Raw genomic sequence first — 26,955 nt, forward strand, 5'->3', positions numbered from 1 at the left:
TCCCCCCCCCGTCAGCGCGACGATCAGGCCGACGATGAAATACGCGACACGCTTGGGCGTCGAATGCTCGGGCATCGATGGCGACCCGGGCAAGGTCGGGCGTTCGCCCGGCCCCCAGGTGCGAGGTGTGTACTTGTCCATGCGGTAATCGCGATCCGGTTTGCTGAAGCCGTTCTTTTCTGCAGTGATAGAAATAGTTGCAAATGAACAGTTCTAGTCAGCAGCATATCATCGCAGGACGTTTTTATTGTTTACATTGTTGCGCACCGTCGTCGCACACGGTGACGCCAGCGGGGCAAGCCAGGCCTGCCCCCTGACGCTCACGCGGACATCATATGCGCGGCGGGTCCGTCTCGCGCGCAAACGCCCGGTGCGCGGCCAGTGCCTTTTTAAAGGCCGCCACGCCTTTCACTACGTCGCTCGAAGGCACGACGATGACGGCGGGATCGGGCTTGCCGTCAGGCAGGGTCACCGGCACGCCGGCCTTGTCCAGCAAGCCCTTGCCGGCGCCGATGGCCAGTAGCGGCTTGCAGTGGCGGTATTGCAGGCGCAGGAAGTCAAGCGCATTGGCGTCGCTGCCCAGCTGCTGCACGGCGCCCTGGCCATCCGGTACCACGACGGCGTCGAACAGCACGGACGGTCCCGTTTCCAGCGAGATTTCCACGGCCAGCGGCGCGCCGCCGCTCGTGTCGACTTTCCCCAGGTTGCTGCCCACCAGGCGCGGCACGGCGCCGTCCGCCAGCAGCGAGGCATAGATGCTGCGCACCTGCGCGCCATCGCTGCCCGGCCCCACGAGGATGGCCACGCGCAGGGTGTGGATGCCCGTCTTGCCAGGGCGGAAAAAGAGCGACAGCGCCGGCGACGGCGGATACGTGGGAATCGGCAGCATGGACACGGGCGGCATGACGGGCGGCAGCGCCAGGCCCAGCGCGTCGGCCAGGCGCTGCGCCAGGGTCTCGTCGACGTTGCGCAGCATGGCGACGATGCGCTTGCGGATGGCCACCGTCTGCACCTTGCTCAGTTCAAAGCGGAACGCATGCACGATATGGTCTTGTTCGACCGGCGTCTGGCTGATCCAGAACAGCCGCGCCTGGCCAAAGTGCTCGGCGAATTTCTCGGGCTTGCCGCGCACCTTGTCGCCTTCGGTCGGCGCGGGAAAACTGTTGAAGCCCTTCGCGCCCGCCTGGAACGGACAGCCGCCCGCCAGCGAATTGGGCTCGTACGCGACCCGGCCCCGGTTGATGGCCTGGCGGTGGATGCCGTCGCGCTGGTTGTTGTGCACGGGCGCCAGCGGAGAGTTGATGGGGATTTCATGGAAGTTGGCGCCGCCCAGGCGCGTGATCTGCGTGTCCACGTACGAGTGGATGCGGCCCTGCAGCAGCGGGTCGTTGGAAAAATCGATGCCGGGCACGATGTGCGCCGTGCAAAAGGCCACCTGCTCCGTCTCGGCAAAAAAATTGTCGGGATTGCGGTTCAAGACCATTTTCCCGACGGGGACCAGCGGCACCAGTTCTTCGGGAATCAGCTTGGTGGGGTCGAGCACGTCGAAGGCAAACGCTTCGGCCTGCGCTTCCGTGAAGACCTGGAAGGACAATTCATATTCGGGATATTCGCCGCACTCGATGGCTTCCCACAGGTCGCGGCGGTGGAAATCGGCATCGGCGCCGCTGAGCTTGACGGCTTCGTCCCACACCAGCGAGTGCGTGCCGGCCATGGGCGACCAGTGGAATTTGCAGAAGACGGACTGGCCCTTGGCGTTCACGAGGCGGAAGGTGTGCACGCCGAAGCCCTGCATCATGCGAAAACTGCGCGGGATGGCGCGGTCGGACATGACCCACATCAGCATGTGCGTGATTTCCGGCGACAGCGAGGCGAAATCCCAGAACGTGTCGTGCGCGCTGGCCGCCTGCGGAATGCCGTTATTGGGTTCGGGCTTGACGGAGTGGATCAGGTCGGGGAACTTCATCGCATCCTGGATGAAGAAGACGGGGATGTTGTTGCCGACCAGGTCCCAGTTGCCCTCGTCCGTATAAAACTTCACGGCGAAGCCGCGCACGTCGCGCGCCGTGTCGGTCGAGCCGCGCTCGCCGGCCACCGTGGAAAAGCGCACGAAGACGGGCGTGCGCTTGCCCGCCTTGGCGAACGGCGCGGCGCGCGTCAGCTTGCTTTGCTCCTTGTAGCATTCGAAATAGCCGTGGGCGGCGGAGCCGCGCGCATGCACGACGCGCTCGGGGATGCGCTCATGGTCGAAATGCGTGAGCTTTTCACGCAAAATAAAATCTTCCATCAGGGTGGGGCCGCGCAAGCCCGCCTTCAGCGAGTTCTGGTTGTCGCCCACGGGCACGCCCTGGTTGGTCGTCAGCACGCAGCCGCTGTCATCGCTGCGGGCGCCGTCGAGCGAGGCATTGCGCGCATTCTCGCCCAGGGCCGGCTGGCCATCGCCCGTCTTCGGCGAGGGTATCGTTTCACCCGTCGTGCTGGCCGTGGCCAGCGCTTCGCCCGACGCCACATGCACGCCTTCGGCCGGCGCGCGCGCCGCGTCGCCATACTGGCCGGCGAGATTCGGATTGTCGGGCATGCCGGCGGCCAGCGCCTGTCCGGCGGCAGCCTTTTTCAACAGCGCCTGCGCGGTGTCGCTATCGCTGCCCAGGCTGTGCGGCGGATCGCTCTCGGATGGGCCGGACATGCTGCTCAGTACTGAACCCGCACCGTCCGTGGACGGCGTTTTTTTATTGGTAGCCATTACGTCTCCTGTGAGTAGTTTGCCCCGGGAGAACGCTACAACTCCCTCATTCAGCGCACGAACAGGGCAATCAAAACAATGATGGGAATAGGTACACCAATCAACCACAACAAAATGGAGCGCATCTTCACTCTCCTTTACTGCCTGCTACTACCTTGTGCGCGTGGGCACTGTTTCCTCCGCCATGACGGCGAAGGGAACAGCGCCCACGACAAATACTTCCAGGAAAGCGTAAAACTTATTTACGCGAACCCAGCAGCTTCGACAGGCCATAACCGGCCGCTGCCGCAATCAGCAAGGACACGGCCGGGCGTTCGCGCACATAGCCGCGGCCCGTTTCGCCGGCGCGCTGGCAGGCGGCGCCCAATTGCTTGCCGCGCGCCATCAGGCGTTCGGAAGCCTTCGACATCGTGTCGCTGACTTGGTCGATGCGCTCGCCCACCTGGTCCACGCCGTCATGGGCACGCGTGGCGACCTTGTCGGCCAGGGGCTGGGCCTGGCTCGCCACCTTGTCGATGGCACGGTGCAATTCCTGGCGGGTATCCTGGGCGGCGCCGTTCATCTCGGAGCTGGTTTTTTCAATCGCGTTCATGATGGTTTCCTTCAAAGGTGAATAAATCAACCATGCTCGATGCCGTGACCGAATCATGATTCTCCTCGCTTCCGGGAAAAAGAAGCGGCTAAACGCTGCCGGGCTGAGCCATATCAAATGCTGGATCAGCAGCAAGCTGTTGCCACCACCTTAACCGCGCCCGCCGGGTGCCACCGTGCGGTGCCACACCTTGAAGCACAGACTTACATTCCTGATGGAAATAACCATCCCCGCCGGCCTGGCGGGGCGGGCGAATGCCTTGACAAAGCTGTCCCTGCTGCTGGCGCACAAGCCGGCCGTGCGACGCGAGTTCGTGTATAAGCCGACAAGGCAGGGGCAGGCAAGACCGTCCCCTGCCTCCCGCGCCGTGCTCCATCCTGTGGCAAAACGTCCACGGAAAACCCATGCCTGCCCCCTTGCCGACAATTTGATTGCTTGTCCGAATAGTTCTATGCGACGATACAAACCGCTTTGACCGTCCGCCCGGATGGCCGATTGCAGGCGCTTTCTTGCCAGCGGGGGACATGAATAAATTGTTAGACCTCAACACCCTCAAGCTTGCGCCCCCCTCTACCGCCCGCCCCCTGATGGAGCGGGAACAGGTGTTGCGCAAGCTCTCCTCCCTTGGCGCCTTCCGCCTGGTGCTGCTGCGCGCGCCGGCTGGCTACGGCAAGACGTCGCTGATGCGCATGATCCGCGCCGATGCCAGCGCGGCCGGAGGGAACGTGGCCTGGCTGACCTTCGACAGCAGCGACAACGATCCCGCCCGCCTGCTGCTGGGCATGCGCGCCGCCCTGCTCGTCACACCCGAGCCGCCGCAGGACAACTATGTCCGACTCGGCGATACGCGCGTCACCCACCTCTTCCTCGACGACGTGGAACTGCTCGACACAAGCAATATCGCCCTCGTGTTCACGCTGATCGCCGACGTGCTGCCGGCGCCGATGAGCGTGTTCATCGGCGCCCGCTCGCTGCGCGGCCACAGCGTGGCGGCGCTGAAAGCCAATGGCGCGCTGCTCGAGCTGGACATGGAAGACCTGCAGTTCAGCCAGGCCGAGACGGCCAGCTACCTGCAGCGCGCCCAGTTCGACCTGTCCGCGGCCGACGTGTCCCTGCTGCAGCGGACCAGCGAAGGCTGGCCCGCCGCCGTCGAGCTCATCGGCCTGGCCTGGAAACGGCTGCAAGGCCGCGGCCATGTTGCGTTGCCGCAATTGCCGGGCCTGCGCGACCTGGGCGAATACCTGGCCGAGGAAGTGTTCGAAGCGCAGAGCGACGACATCAAGGAATTTCTCATCGCGACGGCGGCGCTGAGCTCCTTCCACGCCGAACTGGCCGACTGCGTGCGCGCCAGCGGCGACAGCGCGCGGCTGATCGCCGCCATCCGCGCGGCCGGCCTGCCGATCCAGCCGCTGCAAAACAACTGGTTCCGCTACCACCCGCTGTTCGCCGAGCACATCGTGCTGCACCACCGGCCGCCGCCGGCCATCTATGTGCGGGCGGCGGAATGGCTGACGGGCCATGGTTACGCCTTCGAGGCGATCGATTACTTCCTCAAGGGCGGCGAATACGAACAGGCGGCCGATACCCTCGAAAGCATCGTCGGCCAGCTGCGCCTGCACGGCCAGTTCCCCAGCATCATCCAGTGGTGCGACCAGCTGCCCGACGCGCTGCTGCTGAAGCGCCGCCCGGCCCTCACCAGCGCGCTCGTGGTGGGCATGGTGTACTCGTCGCGGCGCGACGACCTGGCGCGCTGGCTCGACTACTTCCGCCAGCAGGCAGGCAAGCCGGACGCCGACCCGCTCTACGGCGAAGGCTTGCGCGCGCTCGACCCCGTGCTGGCCTTTCTCGACGGAGATACCGCGCGCACCATCGCGCTGGCGGACCGCGACTGGCCGCAGCAGCGCCAGGCCAATCCGAACGACCGCGCCACCCTGGCCTACGTGGCGGCCTACACCTGCCTGTGGCGCGGCATGCTCGACGAGGCAGCCGCGCTGCTCATCGAGGCGCGCCGCGCCTGCCGCGAATCGGGCACCATTTCCGGCCTGGCCATCGTCTACTTCCTGCAAGCCTACCTCGATGCGATCCAGGGCAATTTTGACGCCGCGCTGCAGCAACTGGCGGCCATCGACGCGCTGGCCCAGCGCCACAGCGACAAGATCTCGCCGGCCCTGCTGTACCCGTTCAGCGCGGGCCTGATCCTGCTGATCGACTATGAGCGCAACGCCCTCGACCTGGTGGCCTCGCGCCTGACCTTCGCCCGCAGCCTGATCCCGCTGGGCTTGCCATGGGACTCGCTGAGCGCCGTCTCCATCGTGCAGGCGCGCATGCTGGCCATCAAGGAAAATTCCGCCGCCGCGACGCGCTGGCTGGAAGGGCAGATCATGCAGGGCCATCCGCGCTCCGCCTCGCCCGCGCGCGCGGCGCTCGAGGGCGAACTGTCGCGCATGGCAATCCAGACGGTGCGCCCCGAATCGGTGGCCGGCTACGCCGCCCTGCTGCTCGATGCCAGCTGGCCCGGGCACGAACGCTGCATCGTTTCCTGCCAGGAAATCGACGGCGCCGGCATCGTCCAGGCGCGCCTGATGATCCATGCGGCGCCCGGCGAAGCGCTGGCGCGCATCGGCCAGTTGCTGGCGCACGCGCTGGCGGCCGGCGCTGCCTGTGGCGCGCACCACCAAGCTGCGCGTGCTGCTGGCGATCGCCTTGCAACGCAGCGGCTTGCCCAAGGACGCGCAGCGGGAACTGGCGCTGGCGCTGGAGCAGGCGGCGCGCTCGGGCATGGTGCGCAGCTTTCTCGACGAAGGCCCCGACATCCTTCCGCTGCTGGCGCACATGCAGGCCAAGTCGCGCCACCTGCTCAGCATCGCCGCCGCCGCCCACCTCGATGCCGTGCTACGGGCGGGCGGCGCGGCCACCGACGCCGCGCCGCCGGCGGTGACGCTGACGCAGACCGAGTACGCGCTGCTGTCACTGGTGGCGCAGGGCAAATCGAACCAGGAAATCGGCGCCAACCTGTTCCTCTCCGTGAGCACGGTGAAGTGGCATCTGGGGCAGATCTTCCGCAAGCTGGACGCCGGCAACCGGGGCCAGGCCGTCTTCAACGCGCGCCAGCTGGGCCTGCTGCCCCAGCAATAGCCTGTCCGCCCTGCCCCGGGAATCCGTCCGCCTCACTTCGCCGCCGTGCCGAGCCAGCGCCGCGCGATGGCATCATAGGCGCCGTCGCGCTTCATGCGCTCGAGCGTGCGCTGCCAGCGCAGCACCAGGGCAGGATCGGTCGACAGGGGGAAAGTGAGATAGCTGCCGATCGAAAAGATCGGGTACGCGAGTTCGACGGCATCGGCCGCCACGCCCGCCTGCTCCAGCAGGGCCGGCAGCTGTTCCTGGTCCAGCGCCATCAGCGGGTGCCGGCCGGCCAGCAGCATGGCCAGCATGGTGGCCGAGTTGTTCACCGCTTCCAGGTTGGCAAAACCGGCCTGCTGCAAGTAGCTATAGGAATAAAAGGCACGCGGCGCCATCACGCCCGACAGGGCCTTGGCGTCGTTCACACTGCCCAGATGGATGCCCGCGCCGCGCCTGGCATAAAAATTCGTTTGCGACACCAGCAGCGGCCCCACCCATTGGAATTGCCGCTCGCGCTCGGCAGTGCGCTTGGGGCACACCAGCACCACGTTGGCGCCGCTCTGCGCCATCAGATAGGCGCGCGCCCACGGCATCAGGCGCATCGGCGAGCGGTCGCCGAGGCGGCGCTGGATTTCCGCCACCACCTCGACGCAAAAGCCCGTCACCTTGCCATCCTTGCTGAAGGCCAGGGGCGCAATCTCGGCCGTCAGTATCTCCAGCGCCTGCGCGCGCGCAGCGCCGCACAGCGCCGCCGCCAGCAGCACGGGAGCCAATAACCACGTCGGCAACATCGCGTCCTCCTTTCCGCCGGCTCGCCGCCGGCAGAGACCGGCGCAGGCCGGCTTGCGCCACTGCCCACGCCCTCGCATCCATGATAGCAGCGTGGCCGGCGCGGCGCCAGGCGCGCCAAAAACCGTACTTTAGTAGGGCGCAAAGGACGCCGCATTTGACTATATTCGTCGCTTTTTCATCTGTCTGCCGCCACCTTGCTTCCCTGGAGCGCACACCTTGCCGTATCCCCATTTACTGAAGCTGACGCCGCCATTCGCAACGTCCCCCAGATGGAACGCGAAGTACCATTGCGCGAACTGTCCGCGGACGGCGCCTTCCGCCCGCCTGCGTGCTGCTGCGCGCCCCCGCCGGCTACGGCAAGACGGCGCTGCTGCGCGCCGCCCATGCCCGGCGCGCACGCGCGGGCGCCCACGTCGCCTGGCTGAACCTGGACCACGCCGACAACGATCCGGCCACGCTGCGCCGCAGCCTGCACGCCGCGCTGCGCCTCGCTCCAGTGCTCGCGCCCGACAACGACGCCCTGTTGGCCAGTTCAAGCGTCACCCATCTGTACCTTGATGCCGTCGAGCATCTCGACGGCGCGGCCATCCGCGACCTGTTCGCCCTGATTGCGTGTGTCCTGCCGCCCTCGATGCGCATCTACCTGGCGGCCCGCGCGCTGCACCACGGCGGCATCGCCGCGCTGAAGGTGGCCGGTACGCTGGTCGAGCTCGATATGGACGATCTGCAGTTCTCGCCGGCGGAAACGGCAAGCTACCTGCAGCAGCAAACGATCGATATTCCGCCCGATGATGTTGCCCTTTTGCAACGCGTCAGCGAAGGCTGGCCAGCGGCTATTGCACTGATCGCGCCGGCATGGAAAAAGCTGCGCCGCCACGAGGGGGCGGACAGGTTCATCCTTTCCGCCTTGCCCGAATTTAACGCTTACCTGCAGCGCGAAGTGCTGGGCGCGCTGGACGAGCCGATGCGCCGCCTGCTGACCACGGCAGCGCCGCTGGCCACCTTTTGCGCCAGCCTGCTCGAGGCGGCACTGGGAAGCGGCGACGGCGGACAACAGATGGCATGGCTGCAAGCGGCCGGCCTGCCCCTGCGGCAACTGCCGGGCGGCTGGCTGCGCTGCCATCCGCTGCTGGCCGGCCACCTGGCCCTGCGCCAGCCTGTGCCCAGTGCCGTGTACGCCAAGGCGGGAACCTGGCTGGCGCGCCAAGGCCACGTCGAGCAAGCCATCGATTGCTTCCTCATGGCCGGCGCCACACGCGCAGGCGGCAGACGCACTCGAGCGCGTCATCGCCGCGCTGTCCGCCGGCGGCCAGTTCGAGCGCATCGTGCACTGCTGCGAACAGTTGCCTACTGCAATGCTGCAACAGCGCCCGGCGCTGTCGGGCGCCTTGCTGGTCGGGTTGCTGTGCGCGGCGCGCGGCACCGAACTGGCAAACTGGCTGCATTTCTACCGCCGCCGCAGCGCCCTCATCGGCGCCGACCCGCGCTACGCCGCCAGCCTCGACGGCATCGCTCCGCTGCTGGCCTTTCTGGCCGGCGACACCGACCGCTGCATCGCACTTGCCGCAGGACACAAGTCGCACGCGACGATGGCGCCACCCGCCCCGGCCGATCCGCGCCACCTGGCCGTCTATACCTGCCTGTGGCGCGGCGAGCTGGCCGAGGCGGCGGCACTGCTGGTGACGGCGCGGCGCGATTGCGCCGCTTCCGGCTCGCCCATCGGCATGGCCCTGGTCGGCTTCCTGCAAGCGTATCTGGATGCCATCGGCGGCAATTTTGACGCGGCGCTGCAACAACTGACGGCGGCCGATGCGCTGGCGCAACAGCACGCCGAGCAGATTCCCCCCTTCTTCTTCCATGGCTACAGCGTCGGGCTGGCCCTGCTGATCGCCTACGAGTGCAACCGCCTCGACCTGGTGACGGCCCGCCTCGCGCTGGCGCGCAGCCTGCCCGCCGCCGGACTGCCCTGGGACGCGCGCGCCGCCATGCTGGTGATGCAGGCCCGGATGCTGGCGCTGCAACAGGGCCAGACGGCCGCGCGGCAATGGCTGGAAGCCGCCTGCCGCCAAGGGCGCGCACGGCTGCCGGCCCCCGCACGCGCACTGCTCGAAGCCGAACAGTCGCGCATGGCGCTACTTGCCGGCAACCACGATGCCGTCTCCTGGCACGCCTCGATCCTGCTGCAGCCCGTCTGGGCCGGCGATGAACGCTGCATCCTGCCCAGCCAGGAAATCGATGGCGCCGGCATCGCCCAGGCGCGCCTGCTGATACGGCTGGGGCCCTTGCCCGAAGCCGAGGCCCTGATCGGCCGCCTGCTGACGCATGCGCTGGCCACCGGGCGCCGCTGGCGCGCCACCAAGCTGCGCGTGCTGCTGGCCATCGCCCTGGCCCAACTGGGCAAGGCCAGGGAAGCGGAAGCCGAAATGGCCCTGGCGCTGGAACAGGCGGCCGCTTCCGGCATGCTGCGCCTGTTCCTGGACGAAGGCAGCGATGCGCTCGGCTTGCTGCGCATCATGCGCGGCAAGGCACGCCGCCTGCTCAGCACCCAGGCCGCCACGCACCTGGACGTGCTGCTGCGCGGCGCCGACACCCCCGCCGCCGCCTTGCCTGCGGCACAGCTCACGCCCACCGAAGCCACCCTGCTGACCCTGGTGGCGCTGGGCCGCACCAACGGCGCCATCGCCGACCTGCTGGACTTGTCCGTCAATACCGTGAAATGGCACCTGGGGCAAATCTTCCGCAAGCTCAGCGTCAGACAACCGCGGCCAGGCCGTCTGCAAGGCGCGCCGCACCGGTGTGTTGCCAATGCAATAGATGTTGCGGATCACGCAACAGATAGCGCAAATCCATACTTAAGTATGGTGACCCCCTACCGCCTGACAAATATGATTTCAATCACTTGCTGGCCAGTGCCAGCCGCCCCGCATCGCACTTAGTTCCTGAAAGAAACATGTCAAAAAAGACCACCATTCAAACGCGCCCGGCCGGTGCCGTCCAGCGGCCGCCGGCCGCCGCTGCGCCGCCGTCACCGGACGCGGCGAAGATGGAGCATCCTCCTGCCGCCCGGCCGCTGCCCGGCCTGCTCAAGAAGCTGGGCACCATGACAGCCATCCGTGACATGCAACTGGTAGAGAAGAGCTTGCTGCGCACGCTCGGGCCGATGCTGGGCGTGCTGCAGACATCGCTCTACCGCACCGACGAAAACCGCGACGTCGTGCGCGTGCTGCGCCATTCGCGCAGCAGCGGCCCGACCGCCCGACGGCACCGAACGCATCACCGAGCAGGTCGAAGAGGTGCGCAGCGGCGCCCATGTGCCGCCGCACGTGGCGCAATTGCTGGCCGACATGCGCCTGTTGGGCCGTTCCTGCAGCCGGGCGCTGGAGTCGCATCTGATGATCGGCTACCCCTTACATGGAGGCAACGAACTGTGCGGCTATCTGATCTTCGAGCGCAGCCACGCCGTCACCCCGGTCGAGGACGCCGTCATCCACGGCGTGCTGGAAGTGTTTTCCAACTATTACGCCTTGCTCGATACGAGCCAGCGCGACCGCCTGACGGGCTTGCGCAACCGCCATTCGCTGGAACTGAACCTGGAACGCCTGTGGGATGAACTGGCGGCGCAATCGGGCGACGCCGCCGAGGTGCCCGAAACCTATTGGCTGGGCTTGCTTGACATCGACCACTTCAAGCGCATCAACGACAACTACGGCCACATGATCGGCGACGAAGTACTGTTGCTGGTGGCGCGCCTGCTCGACGGCGCATTCCGCAGCAGCGACCTGCTGTACCGCTACGGCGGCGAGGAATTCATCGCCGTCATCGCCGCCAGCGACCTGGAGCAGGCCACGCTGGCATTCGAACGGGCACGCCTGACGATTGCGCAATTCAACTTTCCGCGCGTGGGTGCCGTGACGATCAGTGGCGGCTTTTGCCTGGCCAGTTCCGCGGTCCTGGCCAACGCCATCGTCAGCCGCGCCGACCAGACCCTGTACGAAGCCAAGCGCGCCGGACGCAACCGGATACTCCACTACGGCAGCCTGGTCGACGCCGGCATCCTCACGGAAGTCGAAGCCGGCACCATCGAGCTCTTTTGAGCCCGTTCCCCCGTTCTCATGGAGACACAATGAATAATTCTCAGCAAGCCTTCCTGGCGCAGCGCAAGCGCTTCGAGGCAGACATGCTTGCCCGCTACGACATCGATGCGGCCACCTACGCGGCCGTCAGCATCCTGCTGGCGCCGCTCGCCGTCGCCGTCTCGCTGGACAAGGGCGACTATCTGCAGCGCGCCGGCTCGCCGGCCAGGCACGTGTACTGGATTACCTCCGGCATCGTCTGCTGCGGCGTCAACACGCCTTCCGGCGACGATATCACGGCGGCCTTTTCCACCGAAGGCCACAACGCCACGCCCTACCACGACCTGCTGCAGGGCGCCAGCGGCTTGCCCGCGCTGCACTCGCTGACGGCCGAAACGGCGGTGGAAGCCTTTCGCCTCGATTGGGACAAGGTCGTCACCCTGCGCGCCAGCCACAGCGTGCTCGACGCTTATCACCTCAAGGTGATCGAATACATGCTCAAGCAGCAGTCGCGGCGCAGCCATGCCCAGTACGGCGCGTCGGCGCAAACCCGGCTTGCCTCGTTCCTGCGCGACTACCCCGGACTCGAGAGGCGCATCTCGCAAAAGACGCTGTCCTCGTATCTGGAGATCACGCCGCAATACCTGTCCCAGCTCTTGAACAAGGGCAGGCGCAAGGATGAACCCAGGCAAGACAGTCCCATCCGGCCCATGGCCAGGCTGATGGCATGACGCGCGCCGGCGCGCCAGCGCGACCGCGCTGAACCGCCGCCCGGGCTCCACGGAGACGACAAGGATGAACGCAAACAAATGGCGCAGTTGGACCGGTTCGCCTTACATGCGCAAGGTACTGAAGGTTTCCTTCAGCAACATTGCGTTTTATGCGCTGGCGGCCCTGACCCTGTTCCACAGCGCACGGCACTACGAAGAACAGGCCGCCCTCGCCACGCAAAACCTCGCCTACGCGCTCGAAACGAGCGTCGCCGAGGTCTTCGGCAAGGTCGACCTCGTCCTGCTCGGCATCCAGAGCGAGGCGCAACAGCAGCTCGCCGCGCACGGCATCGACGCCGCGACACTGCATGCCAGCATGCTGCAGCAGCGCGCGCAGATCCATGAAGTCGAAACGGTCGGCGTGGCCGACGCCAGCGGTGCCATCCTGTACGGCCCGCAGGCGCCGGCCGGGCAGCCGCCGCTGCGCCTGCGCGACGATATCCTGCGCGCCGCGCGCGACCCGCAGTCGCAGCTGATCATCGCCGCGCCGGGCAGCAGCAGCGCCAGCGGCAAGCGCGTAGTGCTGATGGCGCGGCGCCTGAGCCACAGCGATGGCAGTTTCGCCGGCGTCGTCTACGCGGAGCTGCCGCTGGACTACCTGGCACGCCTGATCGCCGCCTTCGACGTCGGCCGCCACGGCATCATTTCCCTGCGCAGCGCCGACATGGCGCTGGTGGCGCGCTTTCCCGAACAGGCGTGGAATCGGCTGGTCATCGGCAGCCGCACGGTTTCGCCGGCCACGCGCGCCCACATCGCGGCGGCGCCGGCGGCAGGCAGCTACCGCACCGTGGTCGCGCTGGACGGCATCGCGCGGCGCATGGCTTACCGCAAGAGTCCGCGCCAGCCCTTCTACATCTTCGTCGGCCTGGCCACGCAGGACTATCTGCAGCCCTGGTGGCAGCAACTGGCGGTGCTGTCGCTGCTGGCCGCCGCCTTCACCGCCTCGACCATCATCCAGGGACGCAAGGCTTACCGCCGGCGCAAGGCCGAACTGGCGGCGATGGCCGAGCTGCGCGGCAACCGGGAAGAGCTGCAGCACTCCGAATTGAAATTGCGCACCTTGTACAACTCGATCAGCGACGCCGTCTGGCTGGTCGACGCACGCGGCCTGCTCGACTGCAACCGCGCCACTCTGGACGTCTTCGGCTGCGGCAGCAAGCCCGCCTTCCTGGCCAACAGTCCCGGCGACCTGTCGCCCGCGCAGCAGCCATGTGGCAGCGGCTCGGTGGCCCTGTTCGAATCGCAGATCGCGGTGGCGCTGGCGCAGCGCGTCGTGCGCTACGACTGGGTCTACCGCCGCCTCGACACGGGCCGCGACTTCCACGCCGAAGTGCTGCTGAGCGCGATAGAACTGGAAGGCGCGCCGGTCGTCCAGGCCGTCGTGCGCGATATCAGCGAGCGCAAGCTGGCCGAAGAACGCATCCGCCACCTGGCTTACTATGACGGCCTGACCGATTTGCCGAACCGGCGCATGATAATGGAGCGCCTGGGCCAGGCCGTGGCCGTCAATCAGCAGGCCTACGGCGCCATGCTCGTCATCAACCTCGACAGTTTCAGGAGCCTCAATGACATCGAGGGGCGCGCCGCCGGCGACCGCCTGCTGTGCGAGGTGGCGCAGCGTCTGCGCGACTGCGCCACCCCGGCCGATACGGTTGCGCGCGTGGGCGCCGATGAATTCATCATCCTGCTGGCCAATCTCGCGTGCGACGAAGCGGACGCTGCCGCACAGGCCGGTGCCGTGGCGCAGCGCATCCGTGGCGAACTGTGCCACCCTTACCAGTTCTGCGCCGACGCCCAGTTCTGCCATGCCACGGCCGGCATCGGCATCACGCTGTACCGCGGCCAGCGCCTGTCCATCGACGACATCCTGCGCCAGGGCGAAGCGGCGCTGGCGCATGCCAAGCAGGGAGGACGCAATGGCATCTGCTTTTTCAACACGGCGATGCTGGCGGAGATCGAATCGCGCGCGCTGCTCGAGGCGGCGCTCGGCAAGGGCCTGCACCGCGATGAATTCCAGCTGTATTACCAGCCCCAGGTGGACCTGGCCGGCCGCCTGGTCGGGGCCGAAGCGCTGCTGCGCTGGCTGCCGCCGGACCGGCCGTCGGTGTCGCCAGCCCAATTCATTCCGCTGGCCGAGGAAAGCGGCCTGATCGTGCCGCTGGGCCTGTGGGTGCTGCATACGGCCTGCGCCCAATTGCAAGCCTGGGCCGGCGCGCCGGACAGCGCGCAACTGACCCTGTCCATCAACGTCAGCGCACGCCAGTTCCGCCGCCGCGACTTCGTCGAGCAGGTGCGCGAGGCGCTGCAGCAGTACCAGGTGCGGCCGGCGCTGCTGAAGCTGGAACTGACCGAGAGCGTGCTGCTCGACAGTGTCGACGACGTCATCGAACGCATGCACGACATCCGCGCGCTCGGCGTCAGGATGTCGATGGACGACTTCGGCACCGGCTTTTCCTCGCTGTCCTACTTGCGCCGCCTGCCACTGGACCAGTTGAAAATCGACCAATCCTTCGTGTGCGACGTCACCGCCAACGCCAGCGACGCCGCCATCGTCCACGCCATCATCGTCATGAGCCAGTCGCTCGGCCTGCACGTGATCGCCGAAGGCGTCGAGACCGAACCGCAGTACCGCTTCCTCGCGGAAAAAGGCTGCCATGCCTTCCAGGGCTATCTGTTCGGCAAACCAGTGCCCATCGCTCAGTGGCCCGCGCGGCAATTGATTCCCAACTTCAACTAGTTGATTTTTACCACGCCCAATTCTATTTAGACTGGGCAATACCACAGCGCCATGCGCGCCATCGTTACAGGAGAATGCATTGACAGACCATACGCAGAAGGCCATGCCAGGCCCGCCCACCGACCTCGAGGCGACGATCAGCCATCTGCTGCGCTTGCGCGACACGCTGGTCACCGCCGCGCAGACCCTGCGCGACATGCACTTTGAACAGAATACGCCGGCGCGCCGCGCCGCGCTGGAAGACACCAGCATGCTACTGGACAAACTGTCGCGCATGTATGGCGCGCCACCCGTTCAACAACAACAACAACAACAACAACAACAACAACAACAACAACAACAAGGAAGAAAACCATGAAATCGTCCAGCATCAAGTTCATGTTCGCCACGGCCCTGGCCGTCGTCGGCCTCGTCATTGCCCTGGTGGGTTTCGGCATCTACCGCGTCAGCCTGGCATCGGCGGCCGTCAGCGCCGCCCACGATTCGCGCTATGCCTCCTACCTGCTGGCGGACGAAATGCGTCAAAGTTCCGACGACCTGACCCGCCTGGCGCGTACCTATGTCGTGTCGGGCGAGCCGAAATGGGAACAGCAATACCTGGAAATTCTCGCTATCCGCAGCGGCAAGAAGGCGCGCCCCGCGCAGTACGAAAAAATCTACTGGGACTTCCGCGCCGCGGACATCGACCCGGGCAAGGGCTCGGACAAGGCCATCGCGCTGACGAGCCTGATGAAGGCGGCCGGCTTCAGTGAGGCCGAATTCGCCAAGCTCAAGGAAGCGGAAGTCAATTCCAACGAGCTGGTACGCACTGAAACGGTGGCCATGAACATGGTCAAGGGCCTGTACGCGGACCAGAGCGGCGCCTTCACGCGCCAGGATGCCCCCGACCTGGCCAAGGCGCGCAGCATGATGCACGACGCGGCCTACCATGCAGCCAAGGCCCGCATCATGCGCCCGGTCGACGAGTTCCTCGGCATGCTGGACCGCCGCACGAGCCAGGCCATTGAAGAAGCGGAGCAGGCCAAGCACTTCTGGTTCGGCGCGCTGAGCGCCGTCGCCGTGCTGCTGATCGCCACGCTGGCGGCGGCCCTCTGGTATGTGTATCGCCAGATCGCCGTTTCGCTCGACCACGCGGTACGCCTGTCCGACGTGATGGCTTCGGGCGACCTGTCGGCCGACATCCGGCGCCAGGGGCCGGCCGAAGTGGCCCGGCTGCTGGGGGCACTGGCCAGCATGCGCGACAGCCTGACTGCCGTGGTCGCGACGGTGCGCCACAACTCGGAAAGCGTGGCGCTGGGCAGCGCCGAAATCGCCGCTGGCAACCAGGACCTGAGCGCCCGCACCGAAAGCCAGGCCAGTGCACTCGAGCAGACCGCCGCCTCGATGGAAGAACTCAGCTCCACCGTCAACCAGAATGCCGATAACGCGCGCCAGGCCAACACCCTGGCGCAGCAGGCATCGCAGGTGGCACTGGCCGGCGGCGCCGTGGTCGCCCAGGTAGTAGAGACCATGCGCGGCATCCACGCCGCCAGCAAGCGCATCGCCGACATCATCAACGTCATCGACGGCATCGCCTTCCAGACGAATATCCTGGCGCTCAATGCGGCAGTGGAAGCAGCACGCGCCGGCGAGCAGGGACGCGGCTTTGCCGTCGTCGCTACGGAGGTACGCAGCCTGGCCGGACGCAGCGCCGAAGCGGCCAAGGAAATCAAGTTGCTGATCAACGACAGCGTGGCCCGCGTCGAACAGGGCACGACCCTGGTCGACCAGGCCGGCAGCACCATGACGCGGGTCGTCGACAGCATCACCCGCGTCACCGACATCATGGCCGAAATCAGCTCGGCCAGCGTCGAGCAGAGCGCCGGCGTTGCACAGATCGGCGAGGCGGTGACGCAGATGGATGAAGTGACGCAGCAGAACGCAGCCCTGGTGGAACAGATGGCGGCGGCAGCCATCAGCCTGAAGCAGCAGGCCGGGGAACTGGTGCAGGCCGTCAGCGTGTTCCGCCTGGCGGCGCCCGCTGCTGCCTCCACGCCGCAAACGAACGCCGTCCCTGCCCGGCGCCCCGGCACCACGCCCGGGACGCAGGTGGCGCGTATCAGCAGCGCCAGGCCGGCCACGCGCCGCAAGACCACGGAGCCTGACTGGGAAGAGTTTTAAGCGGCGGCAGCGATGAAGTGCCGATGGCCGGCAAACAAAAAACCCGCTGACCTTTGCAGGTAAGCGGGTTTTCTGATGAAACTTGGTGCCGTTGGCCGGAATCGAACTGGCGACCTTCACATTACGAATGTGCTGCTCTACCAACTGAGCTACAACGGCGAAGACCCACATTCTACAAACAATGCACAAAATTTGCTAGTGTCAACGCGAACTTTTTTCATTTTTTTTAGCGGCCCGGCTGCGGGCCGCTGAAAATCGCGGAAAAGTGCGGCTTTTACTCGGCGTGATACGCCGTCACGCGGGCCACTTCGTCCTTCGAGCCGAGGAAGACGGGCACGCGCTGGTGCAGCTTGTGCGGAGCGATGTCCATGATGCGCTGCTGGCCGTCGGTGGCCGCGCCGCCGGCTTGCTCGACGATGAAGGCCATCGGGTTCGCTTCGTACATCAGGCGCAGCTTGCCGGGCATCGAGGTGTCGCGCAGGTCGGCCGGGTACATGAAGATGCCGCCGCGGTTCAGGATGCGGTGCACGTCGGCCACCATCGAGGCGATCCAGCGCATGTTGAAATTGGTGCCGCGCGGGCCCGTGTCGCCGGCCAGCAGTTCATCGACATAGCGCTTCACGGGCGGATGCCAGTGGCGTGCGTTCGACATATTGATGGCAAATTCCTTCGTCGTCGGCGGAATCTGCATATTGCTTTGCGTGAGCACCCACGAACCCATTTCGCGGTCCAGGGTGAAGCAGTTCACGCCATTGCCGAAAGTCAGCACCAGCATGGTTTGCGGGCCGTACACGGCGTAGCCGGCCGCCACTTGCTTGCTACCTGCCTGCATGAAGTCCTGCTCGGTCGGCTGGCCCATGCCGTCCGGCGCCTTCAGCACCGAGAAGATGGTGCCGATAGAGACGTTGACGTCGATGTTCGACGAGCCATCCAATGGGTCGAACAGCAGCATGTATTCGCCCTTCGGATAGCGGTTCGGGATCGGATGGATCGATTCCATCTCTTCCGACGCCATGGCCGCCAGGTGGCCGCCCCATTCGTTCGCTTCCAGCAGGATCTCGTTGGAGATGATGTCGAGTTTTTTCTGTACTTCGCCCTGCACGTTTTCCGTGTCGGCCGTGCCCAGCACTTCACCGAGGGCGCCCTTGCCGACGGCGTGGCTGATGGTTTTGCAGGCGCGCGCGACGACTTCGATCAGCAGGCGCAGTTCGGCCGGAATGCTGTTGTTCGAGCGCTGCTCTTCAACCAGGTATTGCGTAAGACTGATGCGTTTCATGAAATCCCTTTTATTTTAATGAGTTATTGCAGTGTTAATTGGCCAATGCCTTGCTGACGACTTCCATCACGTCATTCGACAGGCTGGCCTGGCCGGCGACTTTTTCCAGCGCGTCGCGCATGTGGCTTTGCAGCGCCGGCACGTAACGGCGCCAGCGGTCCATGGAGCGCGCCAGGCGCGCGGCCACCTGCGGGTTCAGGGCGTCGAGCGCAATCACCTGCTCGGCCCAGAAGGCGTGCCGCTGCCGTCAGCCGCATGGAACTGCGATGGATTGCCGTTGGTGAAATTGAAGATCAGGCTGCGCGCGCGGTTCGGATTTTTCAAGGTGAAGGCCGGATGCGTCATCAGTTGGCGCACGGCTTGCACGTCGGTCGTCGGCGCGGCCGCCTGCATGGCGAACCACTTGTCGACCACCAGCGCCTCGTTCTCGAAGTCGGCATAGAAACTGCTCAAGGCAGCCTGCGCGTGCGGCTGCGAGCCGGAATGAATCAGCGCCGCCAGCGCCGCGGCGCGGTCCGTCATGTTGCCGGCATTATCGAACTGCAGCCGCGCCAGGTCCAGCTCCGCCGCTTCGGGCGCGATCAGCAAATACGACAGGGCCAGGTTTTTCAAGCCGCGCTTGCCGGCCGACAGGGCGTCCGGGCTGTATTCGCCCGGCGTCTGGTTGGCGTGGTACTGCGCCAGCAATTCAGGTTTCAGGGCTGCAGCGATGGTAGTGCGCATGAACTGGCGCGCCGCATGGATCGCCTGCGGGTCGACTTGCGCCATGCGCTCGGCGATGATGGTTTCCGACGGCAGGATCAGGGCCAGCTCGCGGAAGGCAGGATCGAGCGTCTCATCGGCCAGCAGGGCGCGCTGCGCTGCGATGAAGGTGTCGTCCAGCGCCAGGGCCTCGCCGGTGGCGACGGCGGCGGTCAGTTTCAGCAGGCGCTCCATGGCCAGGCGCTGGCCCGCTTCCCAGCGGTTGACGGGATCGCTGTCGTGGCGGAACAGGTGCAGCAGCTGTTCATCGGTGTAATCGTATTCCAGCACCACGGGCGCGGAAAAGTCGCGCAGCAGCGATGGCACTGGCGCTTCTGCCACGTTATTGAAGCGGAAAGTCTGCGACGCCTGCGTCAATTCCAGCACGACGCTGGTGGCGCCGTCCGACGCCACGCCATCCACGTGCAGCGGCAGGTCGCGGCCATCGGCAGCCAGCAAGCCGACGGTGACGGGAATGTGGAACGGCAGTTTTTTCGGCTGGCCCGGCGTTGCAGGACAGCTTTGCGCCAGGGTCAGCTCGAACGTCCGGCTGGCGGCGTCGTAGCGCGTAGAAGCGGTGACGACGGGCGTGCCGGCCTGGCTGTACCAGCGCTCGAACTGGGTGAAGTCGCGGCCATTCGCGTCCGCCATGGCGGCGCGGAAGTCGTCGCACTGGACGGCCTGGCCATCGTGGCGTTCAAAATACAGGTCCATGCCCTTGCGGAAACCGTCGCGGCCCACCAGGGTCTGGTACATGCGCACCACTTCGGCGCCCTTTTCGTAGATGGTGACCGTATAAAAGTTATTGATCTCCACAAAAGAGTCGGGACGCACGGGATGCGCCATCGGGCCTGCGTCTTCCGGGAACTGCGCCTGGCGCAAGGTGCGCACCTGGTCGATGCGCGTGACGGCGCGGCCCGTGTCCGTGCCGATCATGTCGGCCGAGAATTCCTGGTCGCGGAACACGGTCAAGCCTTCCTTCAGCGACAGCTGGAACCAGTCGCGGCACGTGACCCTGTTGCCGGTCCAGTTATGGAAGTATTCGTGGCCCACCACCGCTTCGATGCCCGCGTAATCGACGTCCGTTGCCACGCGCGGATTGGCCAGCACGTACTTGGTATTGAAGATGTTCAGGCCCTTGTTTTCCATGGCGCCCATATTAAAATCGCCCACGGCGACGATCATGAAGCGGTCCAGGTCCAGTTCCAGGCCGAAGCGCTCCTCGTCCCAGCGGATGGAGTTTTTCAGCGACTGCATGGCGTAGTCGGTCTTATCGAGGTTGCCCTCTTCCACCCACACTTGCAGCAGCACTTCGCGGCCCGACTTCAAGGTGTAGCGCTCTTCCTGGCACACCAGGCGCGCCGCCACCAGGGCGAACAGGTAGGACGGCTTCTTGAACGGGTCTTCCCACTTGGCGTAATGGCGGCCGTCGCCCAGGTCGCCCTCTTCGATCAGGTTGCCGTTCGATAGCAGCACCGGATAGTGTTCCTTGTCGGCGCGCAGCATGACCGTATATTTGGCCATCACGTCCGGACGATCCGGGAAGAAGGTGATGCGGCGGAAGCCCTCCGCTTCGCACTGCGTGAAGAAATTATGGTTCGACACGTACAGGCCGGACAGCGAGGTATTGTCCTGCGGCGCCAGCACGGTCTCGATATCGAGCAGCACCTCGTCCGGCGCCTTGGGGATGGTCAGCATGCCGGCCGTCAGCTTGTATTGCGACGGTTTCAGCTGCTTGCCATTCAGGCGCACCAGCACCAGCTCGATGTGTTCGCCGTGCAATTCGATGCTGCGGCTGGAGCTGGCCGGGTTGTGGCGCATGCGGATCCGGCTCGCCACCACTGTGCGGGCGGGATCGAGATCGAAACCAAGTTCGACGCTGTCGACCAGGAAGCTGGGCGGCGTGTAATCTTTGCGGTAAATCGTCTGAGGGCTGTCTGTGCGCATAGGGATTTGGGTGGGAGCGGAGGCAAAAGCCTATTTTACCAACACCAGCCCCCGATCGTCGCGATTCAGCGCAGGAATGTTGGATTCCCTTACACGGCGACATACCAGGTAACATTCTGTAATAATGAATGGAAACAAATAGAACTATTCTTATAATACTAAGCGATGAATTGCGTCTACTAATCAGGAGGTCATGCAATGAAACGATATCTCACCATCATGATGGCCGCATTGACCGTGTTGCTCACCGGATGTGCCACCACCATACGCAGCGATGTGACCGTTTTCCATGAGTGGCCTGCGCAATTGCAGGACAAATCGTACGTCTTCGAAGCGCCAGCGGCGGAAAACGACACGCTGGAATACCGCAGCTACCAGAACCTGGTGCGCGCGGAACTGGCCAAACACGGCTTCGGCGAAGCATCCGGCCCTGCGGCAGCCAATTTGCGCGTGGCGATGCATTTTTCCACCGTCGACTATCCTGAACGCGTGCTGCAAGCCACCGACCCATTCTGGTATGGCCCCGGCTACTGGCCTGGCCGCTATGGCTACCGCTACGGCGCATGGCCAGGCTATGGCCGCTTCGGCTACAACCCCTATTGGTATGGTCCGATGGATGTCGAGGAAAGCGTGCGCCACAAATACGAACGCGAATTGCGCGTGACGATCAATGACCGCAACGGCAAGAAACTGTACGACGTGACTGTGCAATCGACCAGCAACAAGCGCGCCACGCCGCAAGTGATGCCGGCCATGGTGGCGAGCGCCTTTGCCGACTTCCCCGGCCAGAGCGGCGTGCCCCGCAAGGTCGAAGTGAAAATAGAATAATTTCGTGGCAAGACAAAAAAGCCGGCTGGTGCAGCGATGCGCCAGCCGGTTTTTTTATGCCTACGAATAATACGCCTCGGCCGCAAAGGTCAGCGCGCCGATCAGGGCCACGGCCAACACCAGCACGATCAGCAGGCGGCCGAATTTCGGCGTGCCGTCATGTGGGCCGCTCATGGCACGATGACGGTCGAACCGGTCGTCTTGCGCCCTTCCAGATCCGTGTGCGCCTGGGCGATGTTGGCCAGGCTGTAGCGCTGGTTGATCTCGATCTGCACTTCACCGCTGCTGACGACGCCGAACAGCGAAGTGGCCATCTCTTCCAGGTTGGCGCGGTTCGAGGCATAGCTGAACAGGGCCGGGCGCGTGATGAAGAGCGAACCGCGCGATGCCAGTTCGCTGAGCGTGAAGGCCGGCACGGGACCGGAGGCGTTGCCGAAGCTGACCATCATGCCCAGCGGCGCCAGGCAGTCGAGCGAACCAATGAACGTGTCCTTGCCGATGGAATCGTAGACCACGGAGACGCCCTTGCCGCCCGTGATCTCGCGCACGCGCTCGACGAAGTTTTCCGTGTTGTAGTTGATGACGTGGGCCGCGCCGTGCGCCTTGGCCAGCGCCGCCTTTTCATCGGAACCGGCCGTGCCGATCAGGTTCACGCCCAGCACCTTGGCCCACTGGCAGGCGATCAGGCCCACGCCGCCCGCGGCCGCGTGGAACAGGATGGTGTCGCCCGCCTTCAGCGCCACCGTGCGGTGGAACAGGTATTGCACCGTCAAGCCTTGCAGCATCATGGCGGCGGCCGTATCGAAACCGATGCGCTCGGGCAGCACCAGCAGCAGGGCCGCCGGCAGGTTGCGCTGCTGCGCATACGCGCCATTGATGCGCGCCGCGTAGGCCACCCGGTCGCCGACCTTCACGTCCGTGACGCCCTCGCCCACCGCCTCGACGATGCCCGCGCCCTCGACGCCCAAGCCATTCGGCAGCGGTTGCGGATACAAGCCGGTGCGGAAATACACGTCGATGAAATTGAGGCCGATGGCCTCGTGTTTCACGCGCGCCTCGCCGAGCCCCGGCGGCGGCAGTTCCACATCCACGTATTCCATCACATCCGGGCCGCCCACGCGCTGTACGCGGATGGCTTTGGTGGTAATCGTTGCGCTCATGCTTATCTCCTTGTCTGGGTAAATCAGGCGGCAGCAACGGCCCGCGCCTGCAGCTGCGACAGCACCAGGTGCGCCGACGACAGATTCGTTGCGCACGCCACGTTGTGCACGTCGCAGGCGCGCACCAGGGCATTGATGTCCGGCTCGTGCGGCTGCGGCGTCATCGGGTCGCGCAGGAAGATCACGCAATCGATCAAGCCTTCCACCAGCAGCGAGCCAATCTGCAAGTCGCCGCCGAACGGACCGGAATGCTTGCGCTCGACCGCCAGGCCCAGCTCGTTGATCAGGCGGCCGCCCGTGGTGCCCGTGGCCGACAGTTCACAGCCCTTGAGAAAATCCAGGTATTCGCCCGCCAGGGTAATCATGTCATCTTTTTTCTTGTCGTGGGCAATCAGGGCGATGCGTGTTTTCATGGTGAGAACATTTTCAGTGGGTGGAGGAATTATTTCTTTTTCGACAGCAAGTAAATACCGGCCAATACCAGGCTGGTGCCAGCCAGTTGCCAATTGGTGATCGGTTCATCGAGGATCATGGCGCCCAGGAACAGGGTCGACACGGGGCCGATCATGCCGGCCTGCGAGGCGACGGGCGCCCCGATGCGCTCGACGGCGATCATCGTCATGAAGACGGGCATCACGGTACAAAAGATGCCATTGAGCAAGGACAAGCCATACACGGGCATGGGCTGGATCAGCAATTCGACGGGGCGCAAAATAAAAAATTGAGCGATGCAGGCAAAACTGGCCACGCACATCGCATAGCTGACCAGGCGCATCGAGCCGATGCGTTTCACCAGCTCACCGGAACCGAGCAGATACACGGCATACGAACAGGCCGAGCCCAGCACAAGGGTGGAACCGAGCGCCACATTGCTGGCGCCGCCCTGCAAGTCGTGCACGAACACCAGCACGATGCCGCAATACGAGGTGAACAGGGCCATCCATTGCAGGCGGCTGATGCGCTGCTTGAAGTACACAGTGGTAATCAGCAGCACGAAAGTGGGCGTGAGGAACAGGATCAGCCGTTCCAGACCCACGGAAATGTATTGCAGGCCAAGGAAGTCCAGATAGCTGGACAGGTAATAGCCGACCAGGCCCAGCCCGACCAGGCGCCAGCGGTCGCTGGTCGACAGCGGCGGCTCCGTGCGCATCTTCCACCAGGCGATGACGGCGAACACGGGCAGCGAAAAGATCATCCTGAAGGCGATCAGGGTGACGGCGTCGATCTGGTAGCGGTACAGCAGCTTGGCGACGATGGCCTTGGTGGAAAACAATACCGCCCCGCCCACGGCGATGGCCAGGCCACCGAGGTAGACGGAACGGGGAATAGATGGAGGGGTTGCTTGCGGGGAACTGGAGCTCATGCCCAGATTGTAATGGCAAAAGCGAAAGCAAGCTGATAACCCCAACGGCAAATACCGGGGTCGAACCCTGAGGATCCGACCCCAGCCTTCTTTGGGGTTGACGTTTAAGAAATAAGTTTAAGAAATGACCACCGCCGCCGCACCCGCCGTCACCGTCGCCGTCGTCACCCGCGCAATCACGTTCGCCGGCGCCGCCGTGCCGACCAGTTTATTCACCTGCTTGAACTGCGCCACCAGCTTGCCCGGCGTCAAGGTCACCACCGTGTAGCCCTGCGCATCCGTGTTCAGGTGCTTGATCCACGGGTTGTTACCCAGGCCGGATAATTGCTGCGCCAGGCCCAGCAGGGTCGCATTGAAGTCAGTGCTCGCTTTCAAGCCCGCCTGCATGGCAGCGACCGTCGCGTCCAGCTGGGCTTCCGGCACGCCCTTGGCGGCCAGGGCGCCGCGCAGTTGCACGCGCAATTGCTCCAGCAGGCTGTCGACGGTGGGAGCGGCCTTGCCCATGGTGTAGTCGAGCAGGTTGACGTCGAGATTGACGGTGCCCAGGCCCGTGACGGGAATGGCCAGCGGATAGCTGACGAGGGTGCCGATGTCGCCCATGGCGCCGGCGGCCGACTTCAGGTAGCTGAAGAAGGAATCGGAGCTGACCCCGGCCGAGACCAGGTCCACCATGACGGGCGTGCCGCCGCCGGCCGCGTCGAAGTCGTCGCTGACCGTGCCGGCAAAAAACGAGTGGATATCGCCGGTCAGCGCCACCACGTTGCCGATGGCATTGTTTTTCAGGTGCGCCATCAGATTCTTGCGCTCGCTGTTGTAGCCATCCCACTGGTCGCAATTGAGCAGGAAGCGCGTGAAAAATGGCGCCAGCGCCGTTTGCTGGCCGGAAGCGGCGACAAAGCTTGAGGCGGCGCCCTTGGCCTGCACATCCGGCTTGATCCAGCCGAAGGCGATCACTTGCGCAGCGGCCGCCGGCGAAGCGCTGTTGTAGGCAGCCACCGTGATGCCGGCCTGGGCCGTGCTCAAGCCGGCGCCCACGGCAGCGGCGCCCTGCGCGCCGGCATTGGCGGCCGCGCCGGCAATCGCCATGGCCGCCGCCTGCGCCACGGACTGCGATGCACCGGCCGTCGAGGCGGCGACGATGGCGCAGGCCAGCGGCACGCTGCCGCCCACCAGCGGCAGGGTGCTGGCGATGGCCTGGCCTACTTTCGACATGGCGCCCAGCGCCAGCAAGGTGGCAATCGCATCCGTGCCATTCAAGCCCATGCGCAGCAAGGACACTTCATTGCCCCACAGTTTCCAGGTGGACGTCGCCGCCTTCATCTTGCCCTTCCACCAGTCGCGCTGGGTGCTGCCCAGCATGCCGACGGCCGCCAGCGGGTCGGCGCCGGCCTTGGTGGCAGCCGCCATTTTCTGCCCTTCCACGCTGTCGAACAGCGCTTGCGGCACCAGGTAGCGGCTGCCGATGCTGCCCAGCGGCTTGCCCGTGGCCGGATTGATGGTCGATTCGGCGATTGCATGGTCGGCGCGGTACAGGCGCTCGTCCGTCATCACCAGCTGCATCAGTTTGCCGAACTGGAAATCGCGGTAGATCTGGATGTTCTGGAAGGTTGTCGCGGCGCTATCGAACGTGACGTCGGCCGGCATGTATTCGAACCAGGCCTGGTTGGCGCTGCGGCGGCGGGCCGGCTGGTGCAGGTCGCTGCCGTCGGCGGCCACAAGGCCTTCATAGGTGGAAGCGTCCTGCCAGGCGTCGTCCGTGAATTCATGGTCATCCCAGACGGCGATGAAGGCAAAGCGTTCGTGCACGGCTTGCAGACGTGCATCGGTGCGGTATTTCTTGTACAGGTAGCGGTAATCGGCCACGGTGGTCGCGTATTTCGCGCCAGAGTTGCCGTTTTTATACGTGCCGTCGGGCAATTTCAGCTGGTCGTGGCGGCTTTCCACGGCGCCGCTCTGGAAGGCCTCGCCCACCGTTTCATAGATGTAATCACCGAGGTGGACGATGAAATCGAGCGCTTCGTTGGCGGCGATGTGCGACAGCGCGCCCCAGTGGTTGATGCTCCAGTCCTGGCACGTCAGGTAGGCGAACTGCAGCTGGGATACGTCAGCCGTGGCGGCGGGCGCCGTCTTGAAGCGCCCCACGTTCGAGCGCACGTCGCCGGCGATGAACTGGTAAAAATACACCTGGCCCGGCTGCAGGCCGTGTGACCTTGTGGCGCAGCGTGTTGTCGAAATCGGCTTTCAGGGGCAGCTTGGCGTCGACGATGGGCGTGCCGGCCAGGGCCGTGTTGCCGCCCAGGGCGGACGTATTGTCGGCCGAACTGACGATCAGGCGCACGGCGACGTCGGACTTGCCGGCCACGGCGGGCGCGACGGCGTCGAAACTGGCGGGCACGACGCGCGTCCACAGCATGGCGCTGTCGGCGCGCGGATCGCCCGAGGCCACGCTTTGCGGGAATTTCCAGTCGCTGCCCGAGGCCAGCGGCACGCCAGGATCGCTGTAATCGGTGCTGCCGCAGGCGGCAAGGCCGACGGTGGCCACGGAGACGGTAATGAAGCCGCCCAATTTCAGAAATTGCCGCCTGTCCATTTGACTTGCCATGATGTCGCGCCCTCGATATGGTGAAAGCGCGTCACTTTAGCAACAGATTGT

At 65.1% G+C, this 26,955-nt stretch carries 17 protein-coding genes, 1 tRNA gene and 3 pseudogenes; 11 read left to right on the forward strand and 10 right to left on the reverse strand.

The genetic code is table 11. The annotated features are described in order from the left end of the window. Window positions 1–331: 331 nt before the first annotated feature. Entirely contained in the window at window positions 332–2,743 is a 2,412-nt protein-coding gene (locus tag ACQVLG_RS01980) for a catalase (RefSeq protein ID WP_474292598.1), read from the reverse strand. Window positions 2,744–3,014: 271 nt separating this feature from the next. Between ACQVLG_RS01980 and ACQVLG_RS01985 the strand changes: the two genes are divergently transcribed. The 3 genes and pseudogenes from ACQVLG_RS01985 to ACQVLG_RS01995 all read left to right on the forward strand — a co-directional run bounded on the left by ACQVLG_RS01985 (window position 3,015) and on the right by ACQVLG_RS01995 (window position 6,470). Continuing rightward, window positions 3,015–3,356, forward strand: a complete 342-nt coding sequence (locus tag ACQVLG_RS01985) for a hypothetical protein (RefSeq protein ID WP_474295499.1) — start codon at window positions 3,015–3,017, stop codon at window positions 3,354–3,356. Window positions 3,357–4,363: 1,007 nt separating this feature from the next. Beyond that, a pseudogene (locus tag ACQVLG_RS01990) lies at window positions 4,364–4,780 on the forward strand (winged helix-turn-helix domain-containing protein); the annotation flags it as partial. A 1,387-nt stretch (window positions 4,781–6,167) separates the two neighbouring features. Next, on the forward strand, window positions 6,168–6,470 hold the full coding sequence (locus ACQVLG_RS01995) for a response regulator transcription factor (RefSeq protein WP_474295501.1): 303 nt from the start codon (window positions 6,168–6,170) through the stop codon (window positions 6,468–6,470). Between the two features lie 32 nt (window positions 6,471–6,502). On the opposite strand, the gene ACQVLG_RS02000 is transcribed toward ACQVLG_RS01995, so the two are convergent. Continuing rightward, the gene (locus ACQVLG_RS02000) at window positions 6,503–7,324 is read right to left on the reverse strand and encodes a substrate-binding periplasmic protein (RefSeq protein WP_474292599.1); all 822 of its coding nucleotides are present in this window, start codon (window positions 7,322–7,324) and stop codon (window positions 6,503–6,505) included. Window positions 7,325–8,211: 887 nt separating this feature from the next. On the opposite strand from ACQVLG_RS02000, the pseudogene ACQVLG_RS02005 reads away from it, so the two are divergent. The 7 genes and pseudogenes from ACQVLG_RS02005 to ACQVLG_RS02035 form a co-directional block, all read left to right on the forward strand. Continuing rightward, a pseudogene (locus ACQVLG_RS02005) lies at window positions 8,212–8,334 on the forward strand (hypothetical protein); the annotation flags it as partial. Between the two features lie 79 nt (window positions 8,335–8,413). Then, window positions 8,414–10,183: a LuxR C-terminal-related transcriptional regulator gene (locus ACQVLG_RS02010; RefSeq protein WP_474292601.1), complete on the forward strand. Its 1,770-nt coding sequence runs from the start codon at window positions 8,414–8,416 to the stop codon at window positions 10,181–10,183. 357 nt (window positions 10,184–10,540) lie between these two features. After that, the gene (locus ACQVLG_RS02015; RefSeq protein WP_474292603.1) at window positions 10,541–11,341 is read left to right on the forward strand and encodes a GGDEF domain-containing protein; all 801 of its coding nucleotides are present in this window, start codon (window positions 10,541–10,543) and stop codon (window positions 11,339–11,341) included. Window positions 11,342–11,370: 29 nt separating this feature from the next. Further along, window positions 11,371–12,051, forward strand: coding sequence for a Crp/Fnr family transcriptional regulator (locus ACQVLG_RS02020; RefSeq protein ID WP_230539847.1), 681 nt, complete (start codon window positions 11,371–11,373; stop codon window positions 12,049–12,051). 106 nt (window positions 12,052–12,157) lie between these two features. Next, a complete protein-coding gene (locus ACQVLG_RS02025) occupies window positions 12,158–14,827 on the forward strand; it encodes a bifunctional diguanylate cyclase/phosphodiesterase (protein ID WP_474292605.1) in 2,670 nt (889 codons plus the stop codon). Between the two features lie 79 nt (window positions 14,828–14,906). Beyond that, a complete protein-coding gene (locus tag ACQVLG_RS02030; RefSeq protein ID WP_474292607.1) occupies window positions 14,907–15,185 on the forward strand; it encodes a hypothetical protein in 279 nt (92 codons plus the stop codon). Further along, on the forward strand, window positions 15,182–16,987 hold the full coding sequence (locus ACQVLG_RS02035) for a methyl-accepting chemotaxis protein (RefSeq protein ID WP_474292609.1): 1,806 nt from the start codon (window positions 15,182–15,184) through the stop codon (window positions 16,985–16,987). The genes ACQVLG_RS02030 and ACQVLG_RS02035 overlap by 4 nt, the downstream gene beginning before the upstream one ends. Window positions 16,988–17,070: 83 nt before the next feature. Here the strand turns inward: ACQVLG_RS02035 and ACQVLG_RS02040 are convergent. The 3 genes and pseudogenes from ACQVLG_RS02040 to pepN all read right to left on the reverse strand — a co-directional run bounded on the left by ACQVLG_RS02040 (window position 17,071) and on the right by pepN (window position 20,951). After that, window positions 17,071–17,146: transfer RNA gene (locus ACQVLG_RS02040), tRNA-Thr, on the reverse strand. A gap of 115 nt (window positions 17,147–17,261) precedes the next feature. Continuing rightward, a complete protein-coding gene (locus ACQVLG_RS02045; RefSeq protein ID WP_034747152.1) occupies window positions 17,262–18,263 on the reverse strand; it encodes a class 1 fructose-bisphosphatase in 1,002 nt (333 codons plus the stop codon). A 34-nt stretch (window positions 18,264–18,297) separates the two neighbouring features. Continuing rightward, window positions 18,298–20,951 (reverse strand): annotated as a pseudogene (gene pepN, locus ACQVLG_RS02050) (aminopeptidase N). A gap of 198 nt (window positions 20,952–21,149) precedes the next feature. Here pepN and ACQVLG_RS02055 point away from each other — a divergent pair. Next, window positions 21,150–21,779 (forward strand): DUF4136 domain-containing protein, encoded by a 630-nt coding sequence (locus ACQVLG_RS02055; RefSeq protein ID WP_474292611.1) that lies wholly within the window; start codon window positions 21,150–21,152, stop codon window positions 21,777–21,779. A 170-nt stretch (window positions 21,780–21,949) separates the two neighbouring features. Here the strand turns inward: ACQVLG_RS02055 and ACQVLG_RS02060 are convergent, their stop codons facing one another. The 5 genes from ACQVLG_RS02060 to ACQVLG_RS02080 all read right to left on the reverse strand — a co-directional run bounded on the left by ACQVLG_RS02060 (window position 21,950) and on the right by ACQVLG_RS02080 (window position 26,904). Next, window positions 21,950–22,939, reverse strand: coding sequence for a quinone oxidoreductase family protein (locus ACQVLG_RS02060; protein WP_474292613.1), 990 nt, complete (start codon window positions 22,937–22,939; stop codon window positions 21,950–21,952). A 23-nt stretch (window positions 22,940–22,962) separates the two neighbouring features. After that, window positions 22,963–23,352, reverse strand: coding sequence for a methylglyoxal synthase (locus ACQVLG_RS02065; RefSeq protein ID WP_230539855.1), 390 nt, complete (start codon window positions 23,350–23,352; stop codon window positions 22,963–22,965). Window positions 23,353–23,381: 29 nt separating this feature from the next. After that, window positions 23,382–24,302 carry a DMT family transporter gene (locus ACQVLG_RS02070; protein ID WP_230539856.1) on the reverse strand — a complete coding sequence of 307 codons (921 nt, stop codon included), beginning with the start codon at window positions 24,300–24,302 and terminating at the stop codon, window positions 23,382–23,384. A gap of 117 nt (window positions 24,303–24,419) precedes the next feature. Then, a complete protein-coding gene (locus ACQVLG_RS02075) occupies window positions 24,420–26,486 on the reverse strand; it encodes an alkaline phosphatase D family protein (RefSeq protein ID WP_474292615.1) in 2,067 nt (688 codons plus the stop codon). Next, the gene (locus tag ACQVLG_RS02080; protein ID WP_474292617.1) at window positions 26,407–26,904 is read right to left on the reverse strand and encodes a PhoD-like phosphatase N-terminal domain-containing protein; all 498 of its coding nucleotides are present in this window, start codon (window positions 26,902–26,904) and stop codon (window positions 26,407–26,409) included. Before ACQVLG_RS02080 ends, ACQVLG_RS02075 begins: the two co-directional genes overlap by 80 nt. Window positions 26,905–26,955 lie beyond the last annotated feature (51 nt).

The sequence above is a fragment of the Janthinobacterium sp. TPC_1 genome, assembly GCF_056037845.1.